Genomic DNA, 18,432 nt, shown 5'->3' on the forward strand with positions numbered 1-18,432 from the left:
ATGAGTGCAAAGTCAAAAATATTACTTGTAGAAGACGAAGCGGACCTGGGTAATGTGGTGAAGCAATACCTGGAGCTCATGGATTTTACTGTTGACTGGAGCAAGGATGGCCAGTCGGCTTTGGTGCAATTTCAAAGCAGTCAGGGTAAGTATGATATTTTGCTGATCGACGTGTCTATGCCGGGCATCGATGGCTTTGAGCTGGCTAACCGCATCATGAAGATCAACCCGCTGGTGCCTTTTCTTTTTTTGACAGCGCGCAATGAACGGGCTGACCGGTTGTATGGTTTAAAGATCGGCGCAGATGATTATATCACCAAGCCGTTCGACATCGACGAACTCGTACTCCGCATCAGGAATATCATCAAACGTAATTTTCATCATGCAGAGCCTCTCAACCGCTCCATTATTGAACGGGGCGATGTGAAGTTCTACAAGGATTCACTAAAACTACTTATTGGCAACCGTCCCGAAATAATACTTACTCCGAGGGAATCTGAATTACTGGAATTCCTGTTCAATAACGAGAACAAGATCCTGAAGCGGGAAGAGATATTGACGCGCTTGTGGGGTGAGAATGATTACTTCCTTGGCAGAAGTCTCGACGTCTTCATCTCGCGCCTGCGCAAGCATCTCAATCACTCTGACTACATCAGCATCAACAATGTGTATGGGGTTGGGTTTGTGTTTAACGTGAAAGGTGATTGAGCCTTCGCTTTTCACGGACACAAGTTGCCCTGCCCTTTTTTGTAAATTGCACCTGTTTTAGGGGTTTGTGCTATTAGCATGGACTATCTATGGAGTATCCCAGGAGTATCTATGGAGTATCCATGGACTATCCCCGTACCATCCTCTCCTCATTTTCCGTTCCGACTCCTCGTTTCTTCCCTTTTCCGGAATTTTTCCCATTTCTATTCTATCGTTCGTTTCTAACAGCAAGCGTCGAATATACAATACCGGTAATGCGGTTTCCAAATTTTTATTGGCCCTATTTGGGCATTTTGAACAAAATGAAAAAAATAGTTACTAAAATTCCCAATATTCCCATTTTTCCCAAAAGCTGGTAAAATAAATTTGGAAACGGGTATCGCGAAGTTGTACGTTTGTCTGGAGCAGTAAGTCATGACTCACTTTCTTTAAAAAAGTTCATTCGTGCTGATGCTGTAATTCATAAACTGGTAACTGATCAATGCCTGTTTGGGGTTCAGTAAAAGCGTGATGAACGATGTGCAGCATTTATCTTCAGTTGTTTCCTCTGGCCACGGCCAACTCAATATATCGTTGCGCATTTTAGCCGGGAAGACGGGAAGGCGTTATCCTCCGTCTTCCACATTTTTCAACTCATCAGGATGACGCAAGCAGCACCGGCAACGGTAGTACACTGCTACCTCGCCCTTACTCCGGCAATCGTTGTTCAGTAGTTGTTTTAAAGTAATGACCCTATACAGGTATCATACTTTTGACAGCGCCCAGAACAACAGCCAACCGAGATGCTTCCTGCAATCTCTGATGGTTTTGCCGGGGCCTCGTTTCAGCAGGAACTCCGTTGCCGGGTATAGACTGTGCCGGGGAGACGGGAAGTAAGGATGAATAAAATCGACGTTTTATTTTTCCTGCTTTCCGGCGTCCTGGTTATTTTTTTATCTGCTACTTTTTATTCCCCAATACGGGGATTTATTTGCACAATTTTTCCTTGACTTTCTTTCCTTCTATCCGGTAATCAAGCTATTGTTTATGTCTTCACTATCATTCTGGTAGGCATAGGTTTTGAGAAAATTCATATAAAACGCCATGAACAGATCAGATCAAATGACCACCCTGGTGCAGGTAATGGAAAAACTGCGCAAGGATAAAAAAGATAATGAGTTCCGCTGGACACCTGAAGGTTTTACCATCGGACGCGGAAAGCATTACCAACCGGAAGACCTGAAGATCATCAAGACCTTCCGTTTTGAAGGGGAATCGAACCCGGCTGACTCATCGGTCCTGTATCTCATAGAAGCGAATGACGGACTGGTGGGTTATACGCTCGATGCTTATGGTGCTGCCAGCAGCCATGATGACGAGGAGGGGTATGACAACTTCCTCCGGAAGATACCGGTTGAAAACCGGGAGGATCAGTTGATATTTGAATTATAATATAAAGGAACATTGTGCTCTATTTGATGAGTTGCAATGTTCCTTTTTCTATTTGTGTCGCCTCATTGCGGAATTTATATCTGCACATCCATACATAAGTGCCGCTATGTTGTTGTATGCCTTTGATAGTACCATCCCAACCGGATTGTGGATTGGTTGATCTGAATACAACGCCTCCCCATCGATTGTATATCATCAATTCAAATGATTCCAGTTGTCCCTGTACCACGGCTTTAAAGATATCGTTGACTCTATCGCCATTAGGACTAAAGCCGGTAGGTATCCGTATTCTGCGGGGGCATACTTTAGCCGTAATGGTAATTGTATCGCTGGCTTTGCAACCACCGGCGTCTGTTACTGCAATTGAATATATACCGGGCTGTGTGATGGTGATCGCAGCTGTACTTTCTCCCGTACTCCACAGGTATTTGGCGAATCCTGTCCCTGTTTTGAGTGTGAGCTCACCTTCTGTACAGACTGTTGTATCGTTGCCCAGGCTCACGCGGGGTTTAGCTTTAACCTTTATATCCACGGTATCTTTCAACTGGCAGCCGTCGGTGGTTTCGGAGAAAAGAACATAAAAAGTGTTTTTATCAGGATATACCCGTGCTACTTCGTTGGACACATGTTCTATCCGATAGTCGGGCTCCCACCTGTAGTTGATAAATCCTGCCGGCGCCTGCAGTAACAGTGTATCATTTTCACAGATCGTCCTCTCACGATTCAACAGACCAGTTCTGTCGCCAAAGGCATCCACTGTATCGGTAATGACCTCATTGCAATGAGTGGTGAGTTCTACGATGTACCGGCCCGGTTGTGTAATGGTATAAACCGGATTGGTGGAACCATCCTGCCAGCGATAGGATTTAAACCAATTACCAGGGTCTACCTGTATATTATTAGTACAAATGTTTACAAAACGGGGCAGCCGCGAAGCAGGGTATACAGATATCTCCAAAGAGTCCTGTACCGGTTGGCAGGTGCCGCCATAAGCATACAGCTTCACTTTATATGGGCCAGTGGTGGGATTATTGAACACAATGGAAACGGTAGAATCATTGACTGTTACCAGTGATTGGTAGGCGGCAGCATCCATGCGCCACTGCACAGGTTTGTTTTCTTTCTTACTGGTCTTTACCTGGTAGCTGAAAGGCGTTGAGGTGGCTGTACATATATTATCACTACCGGTAATAGTAAATGTTTTGACCGGCCTTACAGGTGCACAAATGTCCGTGACGGTAACAGGAAGGTCTGCCGGCGAAAATGGATAAGGATTGGACACCACCTGATTGTCTCTGGTGCTGGCCCAACTCCATGTTGTATTGCTGCTTTGCCAGGGCAATGGCGTAATAAAAGCGGTATCTATGCCCATACAGGAGGAAATATTATTGTCGCCATTTCTCACCTGTGCAATATCTACCTGGTAGTTGAAGACCAGGAAGTGACTTGTAAAGTATCCGTAATTGTCCGAACCCATCTGGAACACGCGGTCACCATTAAACAGGATGCTTCCTGTATAGGGTGTCTTTTTTTGTCGTAGAAGGGTACCATTTTTATCGGCTGCATAAGCATAATAAGTAGCCGACTCATATTGCGGGCCTGTAATGTGGGTCTGCCCATTACGGAATACTGTGATCTTTGAGAACTTCTGGCCAATCGAAGTGGAGGTGGAATAAGCCTGCGACTGTTTGATCGACAGGTCCTCATTGACGATCAGTTTATAATAGTAGAATGTTTGCTGGGTGGAGCCTGCAAATATACCAAACAAGGCATAGGTGTTATCAATCAGTTGTTCTGCATCAAAATGGATCTTTGCCTGTGTGAACAATACTGTTTGTCCGGCAACGAATTCTGTAAGGTTATAGGCCTGTTCTTTTTCTATGTTGCCGTTGTCATAGTTAAGGATCATGCTAAACAACCGCTTGACGGGAGTAATGAAATTACCAACGTATTTCTCATGGCCCATTACAACAATCTTATTGTTTTTATAAAAAGCCTCGATAGCATAATAATAATCACTGTTGACGCCATAGAATGTTTTATTCCATACAAGGCCGCCTGTATTGTTGAGCCGGCAGATCGTGGATGAAGGATTGCTTCCCTGTTGATGGGCAAATAATGACAGAATAATATCCCCATTTTTTCCTTCTTTCAATCCACCGGAAGTCAGGTATTTCCGGCCTAATGCAGGATCGAGGCTAAGCTTGTTGCTCCACAACACATTTCCCTGGCAATCGATCTTCATGGTCAAAATATCTGACCCAGAGGTAGTGGCAGTTGCGTACCATAGGTCCGATGCGACAACGATAGTGCCATCGCTCATCTCCGTAATGGCCATATTCTCCAGTCGACCCGTAGAGGGATATATTTTATTCCACACCACGCTGCCAAATTCATCCAGCTTCATGACTACTAAATCTGCAGAATCTTCGGGAGCTCCTGCCTTGCCGACCAATACCATTCCCTGATCATGGGATTGGACCTGATCTTTTATATAAAAATATCGCATCGAGGTAGCATACCTCGCTTTATAACTAACGGATTGGCCAACACAATGCTGAATTGAATACAGTAATAGCAGGACGGTCAGTAAGAATAACGGGCGAACAGGGGGCATACAGCGCTTAAGGGATTAGGGTAGGAACAAAAATATTCTTTTTTATATAAATATTCTCTTTCCTGAAAAGCTTTCCCGGAACTCCCTCGGCGTGCAGCCTTTCTTTTTCCGGAAGATGCGGTTAAAGTTGGAAATGTTGTTGAAGCCGCAGTGGTAAGCAATCTCTGCTACCGACTGTGTGGTGTCGATCAACATGCGGGACGCATGACCCAATCTTATTTCTGTAAGGCTATCTATAAATGTGTTTCCTGTACGCTGTTTGAAAAAACGGCTAAAGGCTACTTCCGACATATTGGCCAGCCTGGATACCTCACTTAATGCAATGGGCTTATCGAAGTGCTGGTTCATGTATTCTATAGTCTTTTCTATGCGCCTGGAATTGTAGCTGAATGATTCAGCGGCATTGAAGGACGGGTCGGAGAGGGTGCGCATGTTGCGCGATGTGGAGAGGTCGTGTAGAATGGACATCAACTCCAGTACGGAATCAAAACCCTGCCTGCGGGTGAGCTCAATGATCCGTGGGGCTACCTGCTTGGTTGTTTCACGGGAGAATAAAATGCCGCGTACCGACATCCCGAACATCGTACGGATGAAACTCAACTGGTTCCGACGCAGGAATTTCTCATCGAAGAGGTCTTTGTGAAATTGAATGGTGACCTCATGAATCTCCTGCCCCTTACTTTTATGGGTGAACCAGGCATGTTGCAGGTTGGGCCCCACCAGTACCAATTCGATATCATCGATCTCTTCCATATGATCGCCAATTACGCGCTGCGCTCCTTTGGCATACTGAATGAAGTTCAGTTCAAATTCTTCATGGCTATGGAGGGGAAAGTCGAACTCCGTTTTTACCCGGCTGAATAGGGTAAAGCAGTCACTTTGTGTGAGTGGTGTAATTTCCCGGAGGATGTTATGCCTGATTGCTTTGCTCATGCAAATGCAGTATATTTACTTGTAATGTATTAAAATTATGACGAAACTGCCGAAAGGGCACCTGCTGCCAACAAAACTCTTTCTCCTGAGTACATTGATAATCAATAGTCATTGTAATAGATTAACTTGCACCCGTTTCCGGGAACTGATATAAATCAAATTTAACAATAGTCAATCCTTCTCCGTACTTGTACTTATTGGTTTTATTGTTCATTACTTATATTTACGCATGACAACCCCTGTTATACAGGATGAGCCTGTACGTCACAAGTTATTGCTGTTTCGCCATGAAATTGACACTGAATTCCGTTCCATCCTGTCGTGGTGGACAAAACACGCCGTTGATGAGCAATATGGCGGTTTTTATGGAAGTATCGATCACCAAAATACCATCGATATCCTGGCGCCGAAGGGGATAGTGTTGAACAGCCGCATTCTCTGGACCTTTTCGGCTGCCTATAACCTGACTCACCAAACTTCTTACCTGATCATTGCAACGAGGGCCTACGAATATATCGTTACTCATTTTGCCGATGACGCGCTGGGTGGCGTTTTCTGGACGGTAGACCATTCGGGTCACCCCTTCGACACCAAAAAGCAGATCTATGCGCAGGCATTTACGCTCTATGCTTTTTGTGAGTACTTCAAAGCTACTGGTCAGGCGATGGTAAAAGACCGTGCCATCGAATTGTATACGCTTATCGAGCGGTATAGTTATGACCGGGAGCAGGAAGGTTATTTCGAGGCGTTCGCCCGGGAATGGGGCCCACTGGCAGATCTGCGCCTGAGCGCCAGAGACGCGAATGAGAAGAAGTCCATGAACACGCACCTGCATGTACTGGAAGCTTATACTAATTTATACAGCATTTGGCCTGAGGAGGGTCTGCGCAGGCAGATCACCCGGCTCATCAATAATTTCCTGAATCATATCATTCATCCAGTTACGCACCACCAGGCGCTGTTTTTTGATGAACGCTGGCATACCAAGAGTACACTGATTTCTTTTGGCCACGATATTGAGGCTTCCTGGTTATTGGTGGAAGCAGCCAATATCATCTCCGACGGAGAGCTTGTGATCCGTGTTAAGAAGTCTGCCCTGCAGATGGCTTATGCTGCAGCCCGCGGGCTGGATTATGATGGCGGCATGTGGTATGAACAGGACAGTGCTACGAACCTGTGGGTAAAAGAAAAGCACTGGTGGCCACAAGCTGAAGCGCTTGTAGGCTTCTTTCATGCCTGGCAAATGAGCAATGACCACGCCTTTCTGCAGCATACCTTCAACAACTGGGCTTTTATCCGGGAAAGTATCATAGATAATGAGCTTGGTGAATGGCGCTGGGGCGTGCTCAATGAAGCCACCGGCACAGACAAGACCGTCATGTCATGGGAAGATAAAGCGGGGCTTTGGAAATGTCCCTACCACAACGGCCGTGCCTGTATGGAGTTGATGAGGAGGATTGATGGCTTGGTTTAGTCGGCAGCCGGCAATCGTGAATCGGCAATAAGTCGTTGATATAGCAAGAGGCTGATTAAACTTAACAGTTTAATCAGCCTCTTGTGTTGTTAGTACTATTCGCTATTGTATCATCACCAAATGCTTCGCCCATTCAGCAGGCAACTGATCTTTGTTCAGTATCTGTAAAGAGGGTTGATTGTTTGTCGGCATGAAGGTCGTTCCTGTGCCTTTGGTCAGTTGTTCTTCAATGAAATCTTTCTCTAATTTAAACATGGCTCCTGTAGCAGGGTCTATGACCAGGAAACCTATCAAGCCACCGAATACCAGGTTACCGAAATACCAGCCGTTGAGCTTACATTCCAGTGTTATTTTCTTCGTGTCATAGCCATCCATCTTAAATGTTACTGTATACGACTCTTTGCTGAAAAAGCCGGCACCAGATTTCAGTTTCATGGTAGCAGGTGTTTTACCGCTGTATACTTCTACACCTTTTTTGTTGGTGATGGAAATATCTGCGCCGGTAGGGTTGGAGTGAAACGTTACCGGCCAGTTGCTTTTACTTACAATGGAAGCGCAGCCCGGGAAGATGGCAATGGCAAGGCCAATACCAAGCAATGTAGTCAGGGTTTTCATATGTGTTTTTAGGGGTTAAGGGGACTAATATACAAAAGGCTCCCGTATTGGGAGCCTTTTGGGTATGCGAAAAACTGTTAAATTATCTTATTGCTTTACTACCTGCTGCCTGTATTTCACGGTTTCACCGGAAAGTTCCAGGGTGTAGTTACCCTTCGGCAGGTTGTTCAGGTCGTTGATCGTGTAGGTGTTAACGCCAGTTCCGCCACGTGTAGTGTATTGCTTAACGGTGCGGCCTGACTGATCGTACATACGAACTACTACCGCCTCATCTTTTTCCAGCTGGTAATAGATATTGATGTTGCTGCTGAACGGATTCGGACCTGTCTTCACAACAAATTTATCCAGGTCGCTTCTCAGGATCAATATTTTGCTGTACATGAACCGTCCGTCGAGGTCCACTTGCTTCAGGCGATAATAGCTAATGCCGGCAGCAGGCGCCGCATCAACAAAGTCATACTGGTTGATAACGCCGCTCTTCGGATTTACTCTGCCAATGGTCGTATAGCTACCACCTGTGGTGCTGCGTTGTATTTCGAAGTGATCGTTGTTTTGTTCTTCGGCTGTAGACCAGGTCAGGTAAGCTTTACCATCTCTGATGCGTCCGTTGAATGATACAAAGTGTACAGGCAGGTTGGTTGCAGCCTGGGTGCCGCCGAACTCAGAAGTGTTGCCTGGTCCGGTAGCGTTCTGATAGGCCAGTGAAGTGATGCCGGTGCCAGCAGTAACTGTTGCGGGCAGGGAAGACAGGGCAACGCGGAACGTGAACCTATTTTCTGTACGGGTGCCGCCAGCGCCTGATCCTTCTTCTGTTCCTGTATATGTTCCTGTAGTGTTGTCGTCATCATTGATGGTGCTCAAGGTTGCTCCTTCCTGTGCACGGAAGAGGAATGTCTGTCCTTGTCCGAAACTCTTGGTAAAGCCACCGCCGGGGACAGTTGTTCCATCAGGGATATAGAACTCTACCATGCTGTTGGGGCGTGTAAAACCTGAGATCACCAGGTCGCTGCCGTCAATACTTACTGAAGTGATCACGGGTGCGTTCATCAGGTCGTTGGCTCCGCCATCCGCATCGCCGTCGTCATTGATGGTGATGCCGGGAGGAAACTCTGTGCCACCTTGCAGATCGATACCTGCCTGTGCATTATCATAAATAAGGTTGCCAGAGAATTTATTGCCGGAAACGCTTGTACCAGCACCAGGTGTCAACACCCGGATACCATAACCAGCGTTGTTGACAATGATATTTCTTTCTATGCCATCGCTAACACCATCGTGGTCGGTGCCAAAGAAGTTGTTGTTCACATTGAGACCGGAAAGCGAGGCTTGCAGCTCAACACCGTTGCCCACGTTGCCGAGGGGGTTCAGTGCAGCATCGGCACCGATGATATTTCCTTTGATGACATTGAAATCGGAAGAAGATTCGAAAGCAGCACCGAAAAAGCTTTCCGCAGAGATCTTCAGACCGGCACCACCGTTGGCGCTGATAATATTTCTTTCGAGCAGATCGCTCACACCGTCGCCGTTTGTACCGATGCGGTTGGTAGAAGCGTTGAGCAGGTAGATGCCAGTGCCCGCGTTGCCGGCTGTGCCACCTGAAGCATCGAGGCCCACCGTGTTACCGGCTATGATGTTGCTGGTAGAGATACCTGCCAGCTGAATACCGTTGCGGACGCTATTGCCGATCAGGTTTCCTTCGATGGCATCAGCAACGCCATCTCCATCAGTACCGATCACGATACCCGTACATGATACCGTTACCACGATACCATCACGGTTGTGCTGAATACCAGCTGCGCTGGCGCCGTTCTTATCAAAACCGATGATGTTTCCTGCTATGGTTGAGTTGGAACAACGCCATAAGAGGATACCATCGCCGTTGTTGGCGCTGGTGCTGGGGCTGCCAGTGATCAAGTTGCCTTCATTAGCATCTGTCACTACGTCATTGTCATCGATACCTATATAAATACCTGTAGAGACGTTACCTGCACCAAAGTTTACTTCGATGTTGCCGGCATTATTGCCCAGGCCGCCAGTAAGACCTGTATTGTCTGTACCGATATAATTACCCCATACGTGCAGGTTGCTGTTGGGAGTGGTATTGGATACCAGTTTGATACCAAATTCCGGCGCGCTGTAAATGGCCAGACCGGCAATCGAAACGTTGCTTGCATTGACAGTAAAGGCGCTATTACCTGCGCCAATAGCCGCTGCATTGATGTTTATCATTATCGTGCGACCGGCAATGGTACCTGCTACCGCATCTGACTTCGAATAACCATCAATAAATACAGCATCTGTAATGACAGGTAATGCGCTGGTAAGTGTGATGGTGGCCAGGCCTGTTGGTAAGTTGAAGGTAATTACATCCGCCCCGCCGGTACCGTTGGCATCGAGAATGGCTTGCGCCAGGGAACCTGCACCGCTGTTGTTGGTGTTGGTAACAGGAAAAGTAGCTGCCAAAGTGGATAATCCGGAGAAAGTAGCAAGCAGGAGGACAGATAACCTCGATAGGCTCTTGTAGAGTTTTGTCATAATTTGATTTTAGTGGTTCGGAAGAAACGGGTTCCTGCTAAGGAGAATGGATTCTATGAATTGGAAATTGGGGAGGATATTCGACAGTGCTAATATAGAAACGTTCGCGCAATATTCATAACTTATTTTACTCACTTACCGGTTAGCGAGAACGATAATGGCCTAAAAATTAAGAAAATAAACATATAAAAACGGCACATACCCGGCCGGGTAGTGCTTTCTGTGGGTTCATATACGCAATTTTAGCGGCTGCGGTTGGCTGCCAGGCGGGGCCACAAAATATGGAGTAAAATCTTTATTTGTCGACTCAGTGCAGTCGAACTGCCACGATGACGAGGACGAGAAGGATGAGCAGGAGGATGCTTACAATAAATATTACCTTATTTACAAACCGGGTCTGTAGCCGGGAGGCTGCCGGGGAATTGAATGAAGTTGCCGGAGGTTGCGAACTGTTGTTGGAAATCATGAAGGGCGGGGGTGTTGCCGGGGGTAATAGTTCCTGTAGTTCCTGGACCGTCCCTGCTTTCACCCATTCGTTGAGTCCTTCGTACCAAACATGTGTATCACGATGCAGGTTTTGGTGTTTTAACTGGGCCAAGGTAAAAGGCCCGAATTGGCAGGTGCCATTGTACAGGTAGTACTTTTTCATAGGACAAAAAGGTTAAGGTATAAGGCTGGCGAAATTTTACATGCTGCACCATGCTTCGCTTATATACAAACGAAATACTTCAATCTGCTATTATCGGCAGCCTGTGTTAATTGCCGGCTACTGCTTGTTATTGCCGCTTTTTTGATATGAATCAAGTGTACTTAACCGATAGTACAAAAAGACCGTGGGCATTGCGCCGCACGGTCTTTGGCTGGTAAGGAAAAAGCCCGATCAAAAACTAAAGCCTTTCATGTATATCATTCATCGTCCCGTTTGAGGTAAGCACCTTATTTGATCCTTATTGTGCGCTGGTAAACACAGCGGCTGCTTTTCGTGCGCGCTCTTTTGATATTCTTCGACCCCGGAAGAACAAGTAGAGGTTGAAGAACAAGCTGATGCCGAGGTAGATGCAATAACCGCCTATCTTGGCGCTCAACACTTCCAGCATGCCGCGGGTAGCGGCAATATCTTCGACGATCTCCATCACCCAGAAAGCAAAACCAAGATTGAGCAGGTAGAAACCGGTCTCGAACATCTTATTGGTAGCGATGGCAATCTCCGCCTTGCCGTTGAATATGTCGAGCATAAATGCTTTGCTGTTTTTGAACAGGGTATGCGCCACATACCAGGTAAGTATAATTACAACAGGCAGATAGATGAGGTAGGCGATAAAATTATAGGAGGTGTTCATACAACTATATTTTGGGGTTTATAAAATGATTGTTTCTTTTTCCGATCAAGTAAATGACTGCCATGTTGCAGAAATGTATCACCGCAAGTGTCAGGATGATCTGACCCGTCATAGTCACAATGCTCGATACCAGCTCTGTCCAGGTGTGGATCGTATCCCAGCTTCGCAACATCATCGCTGCATAACCCAGGTTGAGCAGGTAATAGCCGATAAGCAACACACGATTGATAAACAGGGTAAGCTGGACGTCGTTGTGCAGCAGTTCCAGTATGAAAACATGACCATTGCGGTAAAAAATGAACCCCACCCGAACAGTAATGATGTAAGTAATAAACAGGTAAAGGATGTAGGCGATGGTGTTCATACCAGCAGGTTTTAGGTGATTGGCATTGGAACGTTTGCTGACACAAAACTACTTAATCATTCCAAACTTTCAAATATTTCTGAAAGTTTATTTTAAAAACAAATCCCTTTACAACTTTTGAGCTGCCGCAAATACCCCTATATATGTCGCATTGACACCACTATAACCTATTGTCAACCTGCTAATTTTGAAGCTTATATAACAAACTACCCGTGACCATGAAAAAACTAAAACTACAGGTGCAGCTCTCATTGGATGGCTATATGGCAGATGCGCAAGGTAATTCTGATTGGATGGTATGGAACTGGGGGCCCTTGTGGACCTGGGACGAAGCGCTGCGACAACATTTTATTGACCTTACCGCCATTATCGATACTGTATTACTGAGCCGTAAAATGGCGGAAGAAGGTTTTATCAATCATTGGGCAAGGGTAGCGGCCGACACTACCGGACCGCAACATTTGTTTGCCCGTTCGATTGCGCAGGCGCGCAAAGTGGTGTTCACGAAAACACTTCACGAGGCAGTATGGGAAAACACCCACCTCGCCAAAGGCAATCTGATTGAAGAGGTCAATAAGCTGAAAAAGGAACCCGGAAAAGATATGATCGTGTATGGTGGTGCATCATTTGCCGCCTCATTGATAGAAGCCCGGCTCATCGATGAATATCATTTGTTCATCAATCCTGTGGCATTGGGCAACGGACTGTCTCTATTCAACAACCCCGCACATAAGTTTAAGCTTACGCTAACTGATGCCCGGTCATTCGACTGTGGGGTAACGGTGCTTACGTACCTACCGTCACCTACGGCGCCGGATCGAACAAGGTAAGACTTTGCTACAAAGCTTTAGCACCTAACGGTGCTTCCATCATCAATCTACCTACTATTTCTTCGGAGACAGATCTTTCAGGTATATACGCCTGAAGTCGACCGGCTGCCCTTCGCTTTGGAGTGCAATAAACCCTGTGTTGAGCATTTTACCATCCTGCTTGATAGCAGGATCGTAGCGATTTACAACAGGGCCACCGATCTGCGGTTTGGAGTATTGCATGACTGTATCGCCATTGATGATATGTGTGATCAACGAATCGCCCAGTACGATCAATTCGGCTTTCACCCACTGGTCGCCGTCGTAGGTTTTGGAAGTAGAGTTGATGCAATGGCGTGTATCCAGCTTGCCTTCGTACACGATGTGTGTGCCGGGAGAGCACATATTGCCTGTGGTGCGTGGTTTGCCATCGCTCAGTCCTCCCAGGAACTGCATTTCGATGGAGATGGGCCAGTCCTGTTCTTTGGGCATGGTGCGTGGGTCCTGTGAATGGTACATTACGCCACTATTGCGCAATGTATAGCTGGGCGCGCCGCGCTGCAGCTCACCCACAAAACGGTACTCCAACTTCAGGTGATAATAAGAGAAGGGTGTCTTATAATAGAGATGGCCAAACTGGTCATTGAACTCGCCATACTGGTCATAGTTTACCCTGATCATACTGTCTTCGATGCGAAAGGTGTTACCGAAGTTGACGCCCACGTCGTGGTGCTGGATCTTTACAAACCAGTCGTTGAGGTCTTTTCCGTTGAAGAGGGGTATCCATTTACCGTCGCCGGCAGTGGTCGTTTTAGAAGATTTGCAGCCGGCGAACGCAATCGTTATACCAAGGGCAATAAAAAGGAATGGCTTCATGTGACTAAAGATAAGCAAGAATATCGATCCTATAGAGAAAGTACCTCTCCTGCCTTTTTTATCACTGAATGGTCAAACCCTGCATTACGGAAATATTCAAAATCATCTTTCAAACTTTTGCTTAACCCGTTCCCAGTGTGCGCTGATTTTAAATATTGTCGATATAGCTCAATCGCTTTGGTAGGATCCCCCTTAAAGAGATAGGAGTGAGCTAAGTTTTTTACCAGCGACGAGTCGGAAGGTTCGCTGGCCAACCCCTTCGATAAAAAGGCGATCGCCTTGTCGTAATTTTTTGTTTCCAGCAAATGACGACCAAAAAAAGACCATTGCCCGGGTCTTGGCTTCAACGTATCCAAGGTGGTTATCCTTTGTGCAGTTGGGCGGGGCTGACCATTAAATGTTCTCGAAAAACCGGTTACTGTACCTGCCTGATCGAAAAGAAAAGTCTCTACGCCCGGATATTCAACGATGCGAAAACCGGTGGTGGACGTGAAATACATTTTGCCGGTGTTGCCATTCAGCCAATAGTAGAACCCGTCTTTTTCTTTTCTTACTTCTGAAAATATTCCGTTTGTTATGTATTGGCCGATGTATTTATCGCTGAGGCTGTCGCTGACCGGCACGGTGGTTATTTGCTCAAGCTTTTGAAACCCTTCCCAATTATATACCTGTGCTACGCTGTTGAATAACTCCATCATGAGATCACTATTGTCAGCATTTACAAATATCGCTACTCCTTTTCCATTGGTTAGTCCACCAACGAATATGCCTGTAAACCCTTCGTTACTCGCCGAGTGATTGAAGTATTTCTCGCCATTCCAGTTCCATACGAACGTACCCAGAGCGACATCATATTTGTAAGGCGTAGTATGCAGTTTAACCATTTCCTGGTTTAAGACTTTTGATGATCTTCCCTGATAAGCCTGCTGCATTTCAACAATGTACTTGCAGATATCTGTTGGTGTGGTCCATAATCCTGCGGCTGCTTTTTCCGGGTACACATGATACTTTCCCGGGACTTCATTGCCGTTGCTTTTGTACCCTGTTGCGAGATCTTTTCGTTGGCTAACTGCAGGTGGCTGATTGTAAGAACTGTTGTTCATTCCCAGTGGCCGGAACACCTGTTCATTCATGTATTGCTCATATTGTTGTTTTGTAAGATCGGTAAGCATTTGTTGCGTTATAAGGGTGCCTCCCCCGGAATAGCGGGGTCCCGTACCCGGCTCAGCCAGCGATCGTACAGCTTCCGTGTTGGAAGGAGCCCGGCCGTCTAAAATATCGATGACTGATGCAATTGTACTATCCCGCTGGTAACCGGGGAAACCGTGAACCGTGAGGCCTGCGGTGTGGCTGAGCAACTGGGCGGTGGTGATTTTCTTGCCGTGGGATACGGTGTCATAAGGAAATTTCCAGTTGACGAGGTACTGGTTGATGTCCTGGTAGAGATCGAGCTTTCCCTGCTGTGCCAACAGTAAGATACCAACAGCATTTAGTGACTTGCTGATCGAGCCGGGTTCGAACATGGTATTGGTAGTTACTTTCCTGCCTTCTTTTTTGTCAGCATAACCATAGCCTTTGGCCCACACAATCTGGTAATTGTCGATAACGGCAACACTCAATCCCGCCACATTGTAATGTTTCATTCTTTCAGCAAGGCTGTATAGTTTACCGTCGATGATCAGGGCACCCGATAGGTGGGCTTCCACCCGGGCGATCTGCTCGTTTACGGCTTTAGCATACTGCTGCTGTGCGGTGACTGTTGTAAGACAATGGAACAAAAGGGCCGCTAAAATGATCTTTTTCATAGTTGACAAACCTATCCGTTTTACTGTCAACGCAGCCTTGCGGCATGTAAAAAGGTTGTAAACCAATGTAAATTCTTTTTAAAACCGATTTACATTAGTGGTTTACATTTCAATCAGGCAGAATCGGTCAACCAGATGGCCTTTTATTGACCTTTAAAAGCATTTATCTACCTTAACAATAAAAGTTTTGGTAAGTGAACGCTTACCTATATATTTGCGTAAGCGTACGCTTATCAATTATGACTACTGAGTCCAGAAGAGACATATTTCAGGCAATTGCCGATCCAACCAGGAGAAAGATAATAGATATTATCTCGAAGCAACCCATGAACCTTAAAACGTTGGCAGAATATTTTGATATCAGTCGCCCCGCTATTTCTCAGCAAATTAAAATTCTGGATGAATGCGGGTTGGTGGAAATAAAAAGAGAGGGCAGAGAAACATTTTGCGCAATTCAACCTAAGCAATTGAAAAAGATTGCAGATTGGGCAAGCCAATATTCAGTATTGTGGGAAGAAAAAATTGACTCTTTTGAAGCATACGTAAACAAGTTGCACGCTAAAAAAAACAAACAAAATGGAAAATCTAAATGAAATTAGCAAAAGGATACTGACAATAAAAAAAACGTTCAATGCATCCAGGCAAACTGTTTGGGAAGCGTGGACCAGTCCTGAACATATTGTTCAATGGTGGTCGCCTAAAGGAATGAGGGTTACAGTAGTTCACCATGAATTTAAAGTGGGTGGCAAATGGAAATATACTATGCCGATGCCTGATGGCAGTGAATTTATTTCTGAGGGTATCTATTCTGAAATTATTGTCCCCGAAAAAATTGTAACTACCGCAGACTTCAAACCAATGACTGAAGGTGTAACAATACACGTACTGTTTGAAGAAAATGGAGACAAAACCAACTTTACTTTCAGTGTTATTCATCCAACAGAAGAATATGCAAGGCAACAAGAGCAAATGGGTTTTTACAACGGCTGGGGGGCTGCTTTTGAAAGGCTGGACAGCCTTTTGACTTGAAGCGCCTTGTAAATTTTATTATTGATTCTAATTGTTAATCAGTTTCCTATTTGAACATATTTACCCGAACAAGTCTGAGACGCCGAGGCCTCCCCAATAATTTTCTATGCAAATAATCTTCGTACCTGCTTTAACTGTGTCTCATCCACCCGTGTTTTATCATAGGCGAGGTAAATGGTATTGGTGGTAGGAGCCAGCCCCTTCCATATCTCTTTCAGCTCCTTCTTTTTCAGCAATTCTTTCACCAGGTAATCCGAGACTACGGTGACCCCATTGCCCTGACGGATGGCGCTGATGATGGAATCGAAGTCGGGAATAATATAGGTGGGCTTGATAGGCGGGCGTTTTTTAAAGTTCTTGAGCCAGAAGCGGCGGATGATCATCAGGTCGCTGCTATAGGCAAACCACTGGCGGGTGCACAGCCAATGTTCTACCTTGTCCATATCTTTTTGCGCCAGCGCTTTTTTGAGGCCGGAAGTATCCAGCTCAGGACTGCCGACGAGGTGAAAGGTTTCGTGCAGGGCCGGTTCATACACTATGCTCTTTTCATCCATCTTAGAAGTGGCAAATACATAGTTAAGCTCGCCCTCCGATAGTTGTTGCATCAGGTCTTTGGTAACCCCAAACTTAACTGCCATGTGGAGGCCCGATGCGCTAACGCGCGGCGCCAGTATCTTATGGAAATATTCACGGGGGGCGCCAATACAAACGAGTGGGGGCGTACTCTGCAGGGTAGTATGCCTGAAATCTGTTTCCACCTTCTCCAGCCTTTCCACCGCACCAATGATCTGCGTATAAAACAACTTACCATACTCTGTAGGCACCATCTTGCGCGGCTTGCGCTCAAACAACTGCTTGCCGATGTAGGCTTCCAGCGAAGAGAGGTGCTGGCTTACATTGGGTTGGGATATCAGCAGTTCCTGTGCCGCTCCGGTCAGTGTGCCGGTCTGGTAGATCGCCTTAAAAGTTCTGTACCATTCGAAGTTTACCATGTCCAAATCTATAAATTTATTTATAGATGTCTATAAATCATATTATTTTATTTATACTAGTAAAGCATGGACCTTTGCTGTCAAATTTTACAAGGATGGACTTACAACTTAAAGGAAAAACGGCGCTGGTGACCGGTTCTACGCAAGGGATCGGGTTTGCCATTGCGCAACAGCTATTACAGGAAGGCGCTACTGTGATTATCAATGGCCGTACGACGGCCCGGATCGATGAGGCGATTGCCCGTCTGAAAAAAGAAGTGCCGGGTGCAAAGGTTTCGGGCGTACCGGCAGACTTTTCGAAAGCAGCAGAAGTGGAAGCACTCTTGAAAGCTGTGCCTGATGTGGATATACTCATCAACAATGCCGGTATTTTTGAGCCCAAGGCTTTTGTCGATATTCCTGATGAAGAATGGTTCCGCTTTTTCGAGATCAACGTGATGAGCGGCATCCGTCTCTCCCGTCATTATTTCCCCAAGATGCTGGCGAAGAACTGGGGCCGGATCATATTCATCGCCAGTGAGTCGGCCATCATGATACCCAAAGAAATGATCCATTATGGTTTTACCAAAACAGCGCAACTGTCGGTAAGCCGTGGGCTCGCCGAACTTACTGTGGGCACCGGCGTAACCGTCAACTCTGTATTGCCTGGGCCTACCCGCTCGGAAGGGGTTGATGAGTTCATCAAACAACTGGGCGCCTCCAAAGGCATGACTCCGGAAGAAGCAGAAGCAGACTTCTTCCAATCCGACAGACCTTCCTCATTATTACAACGCTTCGCTACCGTGCAAGAGATCGCCAATCTTGTGACGTATACTGTCAGTCCACTGGCTGCTGCTACCAATGGTGCAGCGCTGCGTGCTGATGGAGGTCTTGTACGTTCGATCATTTAATCGTTTTCCTATAT

17 protein-coding genes are annotated in these 18,432 nt (G+C 46.2%); 7 read left to right on the forward strand and 10 right to left on the reverse strand.

Annotated features, from left to right (window positions below; all coding sequences use genetic code 11):
- Both AC5JBY_RS17450 and AC5JBY_RS17455 read left to right on the forward strand, forming a co-directional pair.
- Positions 1 to 708, forward strand: coding sequence for a response regulator transcription factor (locus AC5JBY_RS17450; protein ID WP_495905911.1), 708 nt, complete (start codon positions 1 to 3; stop codon positions 706 to 708).
- A gap of 1,083 nt (positions 709 to 1,791) precedes the next feature.
- A complete protein-coding gene (locus AC5JBY_RS17455) occupies positions 1,792 to 2,139 on the forward strand; it encodes a hypothetical protein (RefSeq protein ID WP_495905912.1) in 348 nt (115 codons plus the stop codon).
- Positions 2,140 to 2,158: 19 nt separating this feature from the next.
- Here the strand turns inward: AC5JBY_RS17455 and AC5JBY_RS17460 are convergent, their stop codons facing one another.
- Both AC5JBY_RS17460 and AC5JBY_RS17465 read right to left on the reverse strand, forming a co-directional pair.
- Positions 2,159 to 4,648, reverse strand: a complete 2,490-nt coding sequence (locus AC5JBY_RS17460) for a T9SS type B sorting domain-containing protein (protein ID WP_495905913.1) — start codon at positions 4,646 to 4,648, stop codon at positions 2,159 to 2,161.
- Between the two features lie 150 nt (positions 4,649 to 4,798).
- Positions 4,799 to 5,689, reverse strand: coding sequence for a helix-turn-helix domain-containing protein (locus AC5JBY_RS17465; protein WP_495905914.1), 891 nt, complete (start codon positions 5,687 to 5,689; stop codon positions 4,799 to 4,801).
- A 229-nt stretch (positions 5,690 to 5,918) separates the two neighbouring features.
- Here AC5JBY_RS17465 and AC5JBY_RS17470 point away from each other — a divergent pair, with 229 nt between their 5' ends.
- Positions 5,919 to 7,163 carry an AGE family epimerase/isomerase gene (locus AC5JBY_RS17470; protein ID WP_495905915.1) on the forward strand — a complete coding sequence of 415 codons (1,245 nt, stop codon included), beginning with the start codon at positions 5,919 to 5,921 and terminating at the stop codon, positions 7,161 to 7,163.
- A gap of 102 nt (positions 7,164 to 7,265) precedes the next feature.
- Here the strand turns inward: AC5JBY_RS17470 and AC5JBY_RS17475 are convergent, their stop codons facing one another.
- From AC5JBY_RS17475 to AC5JBY_RS17495, 5 genes are all read right to left on the reverse strand, one after another.
- Entirely contained in the window at positions 7,266 to 7,778 is a 513-nt protein-coding gene (locus AC5JBY_RS17475) for a hypothetical protein (protein WP_495905916.1), read from the reverse strand.
- 87 nt (positions 7,779 to 7,865) lie between these two features.
- On the reverse strand, positions 7,866 to 10,313 hold the full coding sequence (locus AC5JBY_RS17480; RefSeq protein WP_495905917.1) for a T9SS type A sorting domain-containing protein: 2,448 nt from the start codon (positions 10,311 to 10,313) through the stop codon (positions 7,866 to 7,868).
- A 307-nt stretch (positions 10,314 to 10,620) separates the two neighbouring features.
- Positions 10,621 to 10,962, reverse strand: a complete 342-nt coding sequence (locus AC5JBY_RS17485; protein WP_495905918.1) for a DUF4339 domain-containing protein — start codon at positions 10,960 to 10,962, stop codon at positions 10,621 to 10,623.
- Positions 10,963 to 11,260: 298 nt separating this feature from the next.
- On the reverse strand, positions 11,261 to 11,653 hold the full coding sequence (locus AC5JBY_RS17490; protein ID WP_495905919.1) for a hypothetical protein: 393 nt from the start codon (positions 11,651 to 11,653) through the stop codon (positions 11,261 to 11,263).
- Between the two features lie 4 nt (positions 11,654 to 11,657).
- On the reverse strand, positions 11,658 to 12,017 hold the full coding sequence (locus AC5JBY_RS17495; RefSeq protein WP_495905920.1) for a hypothetical protein: 360 nt from the start codon (positions 12,015 to 12,017) through the stop codon (positions 11,658 to 11,660).
- A gap of 218 nt (positions 12,018 to 12,235) precedes the next feature.
- On the opposite strand from AC5JBY_RS17495, the gene AC5JBY_RS17500 reads away from it, so the two are divergent.
- Positions 12,236 to 12,847: a dihydrofolate reductase family protein gene (locus tag AC5JBY_RS17500; RefSeq protein WP_495905921.1), complete on the forward strand. Its 612-nt coding sequence runs from the start codon at positions 12,236 to 12,238 to the stop codon at positions 12,845 to 12,847.
- A 54-nt stretch (positions 12,848 to 12,901) separates the two neighbouring features.
- On the opposite strand, the gene AC5JBY_RS17505 is transcribed toward AC5JBY_RS17500, so the two are convergent.
- Together AC5JBY_RS17505 and AC5JBY_RS17510 are read right to left on the reverse strand one after the other, a co-directional pair.
- Positions 12,902 to 13,702: a 3-keto-disaccharide hydrolase gene (locus AC5JBY_RS17505; protein ID WP_495905922.1), complete on the reverse strand. Its 801-nt coding sequence runs from the start codon at positions 13,700 to 13,702 to the stop codon at positions 12,902 to 12,904.
- A gap of 29 nt (positions 13,703 to 13,731) precedes the next feature.
- A complete protein-coding gene (locus tag AC5JBY_RS17510) occupies positions 13,732 to 15,507 on the reverse strand; it encodes a serine hydrolase (protein ID WP_495905923.1) in 1,776 nt (591 codons plus the stop codon).
- A 239-nt stretch (positions 15,508 to 15,746) separates the two neighbouring features.
- Here AC5JBY_RS17510 and AC5JBY_RS17515 point away from each other — a divergent pair, with 239 nt between their 5' ends.
- Complete coding sequence (locus AC5JBY_RS17515) at positions 15,747 to 16,100, forward strand: ArsR/SmtB family transcription factor (RefSeq protein WP_495905924.1); 354 nt, start codon at positions 15,747 to 15,749, stop codon at positions 16,098 to 16,100.
- Positions 16,084 to 16,536, forward strand: coding sequence for an SRPBCC domain-containing protein (locus tag AC5JBY_RS17520; protein WP_495905925.1), 453 nt, complete (start codon positions 16,084 to 16,086; stop codon positions 16,534 to 16,536). Before AC5JBY_RS17515 ends, AC5JBY_RS17520 begins: the two co-directional genes overlap by 17 nt.
- A gap of 104 nt (positions 16,537 to 16,640) precedes the next feature.
- On the opposite strand, the gene AC5JBY_RS17525 is transcribed toward AC5JBY_RS17520, so the two are convergent.
- A complete protein-coding gene (locus AC5JBY_RS17525; protein WP_495905926.1) occupies positions 16,641 to 17,528 on the reverse strand; it encodes a LysR family transcriptional regulator in 888 nt (295 codons plus the stop codon).
- A gap of 95 nt (positions 17,529 to 17,623) precedes the next feature.
- Here AC5JBY_RS17525 and AC5JBY_RS17530 point away from each other — a divergent pair, with 95 nt between their 5' ends.
- Positions 17,624 to 18,418 (forward strand): SDR family NAD(P)-dependent oxidoreductase, encoded by a 795-nt coding sequence (locus AC5JBY_RS17530; protein WP_495905927.1) that lies wholly within the window; start codon positions 17,624 to 17,626, stop codon positions 18,416 to 18,418.
- Positions 18,419 to 18,432: the final 14 nt, after the last annotated feature.

It is taken from the genome of Paraflavitalea sp., assembly GCF_059502485.1.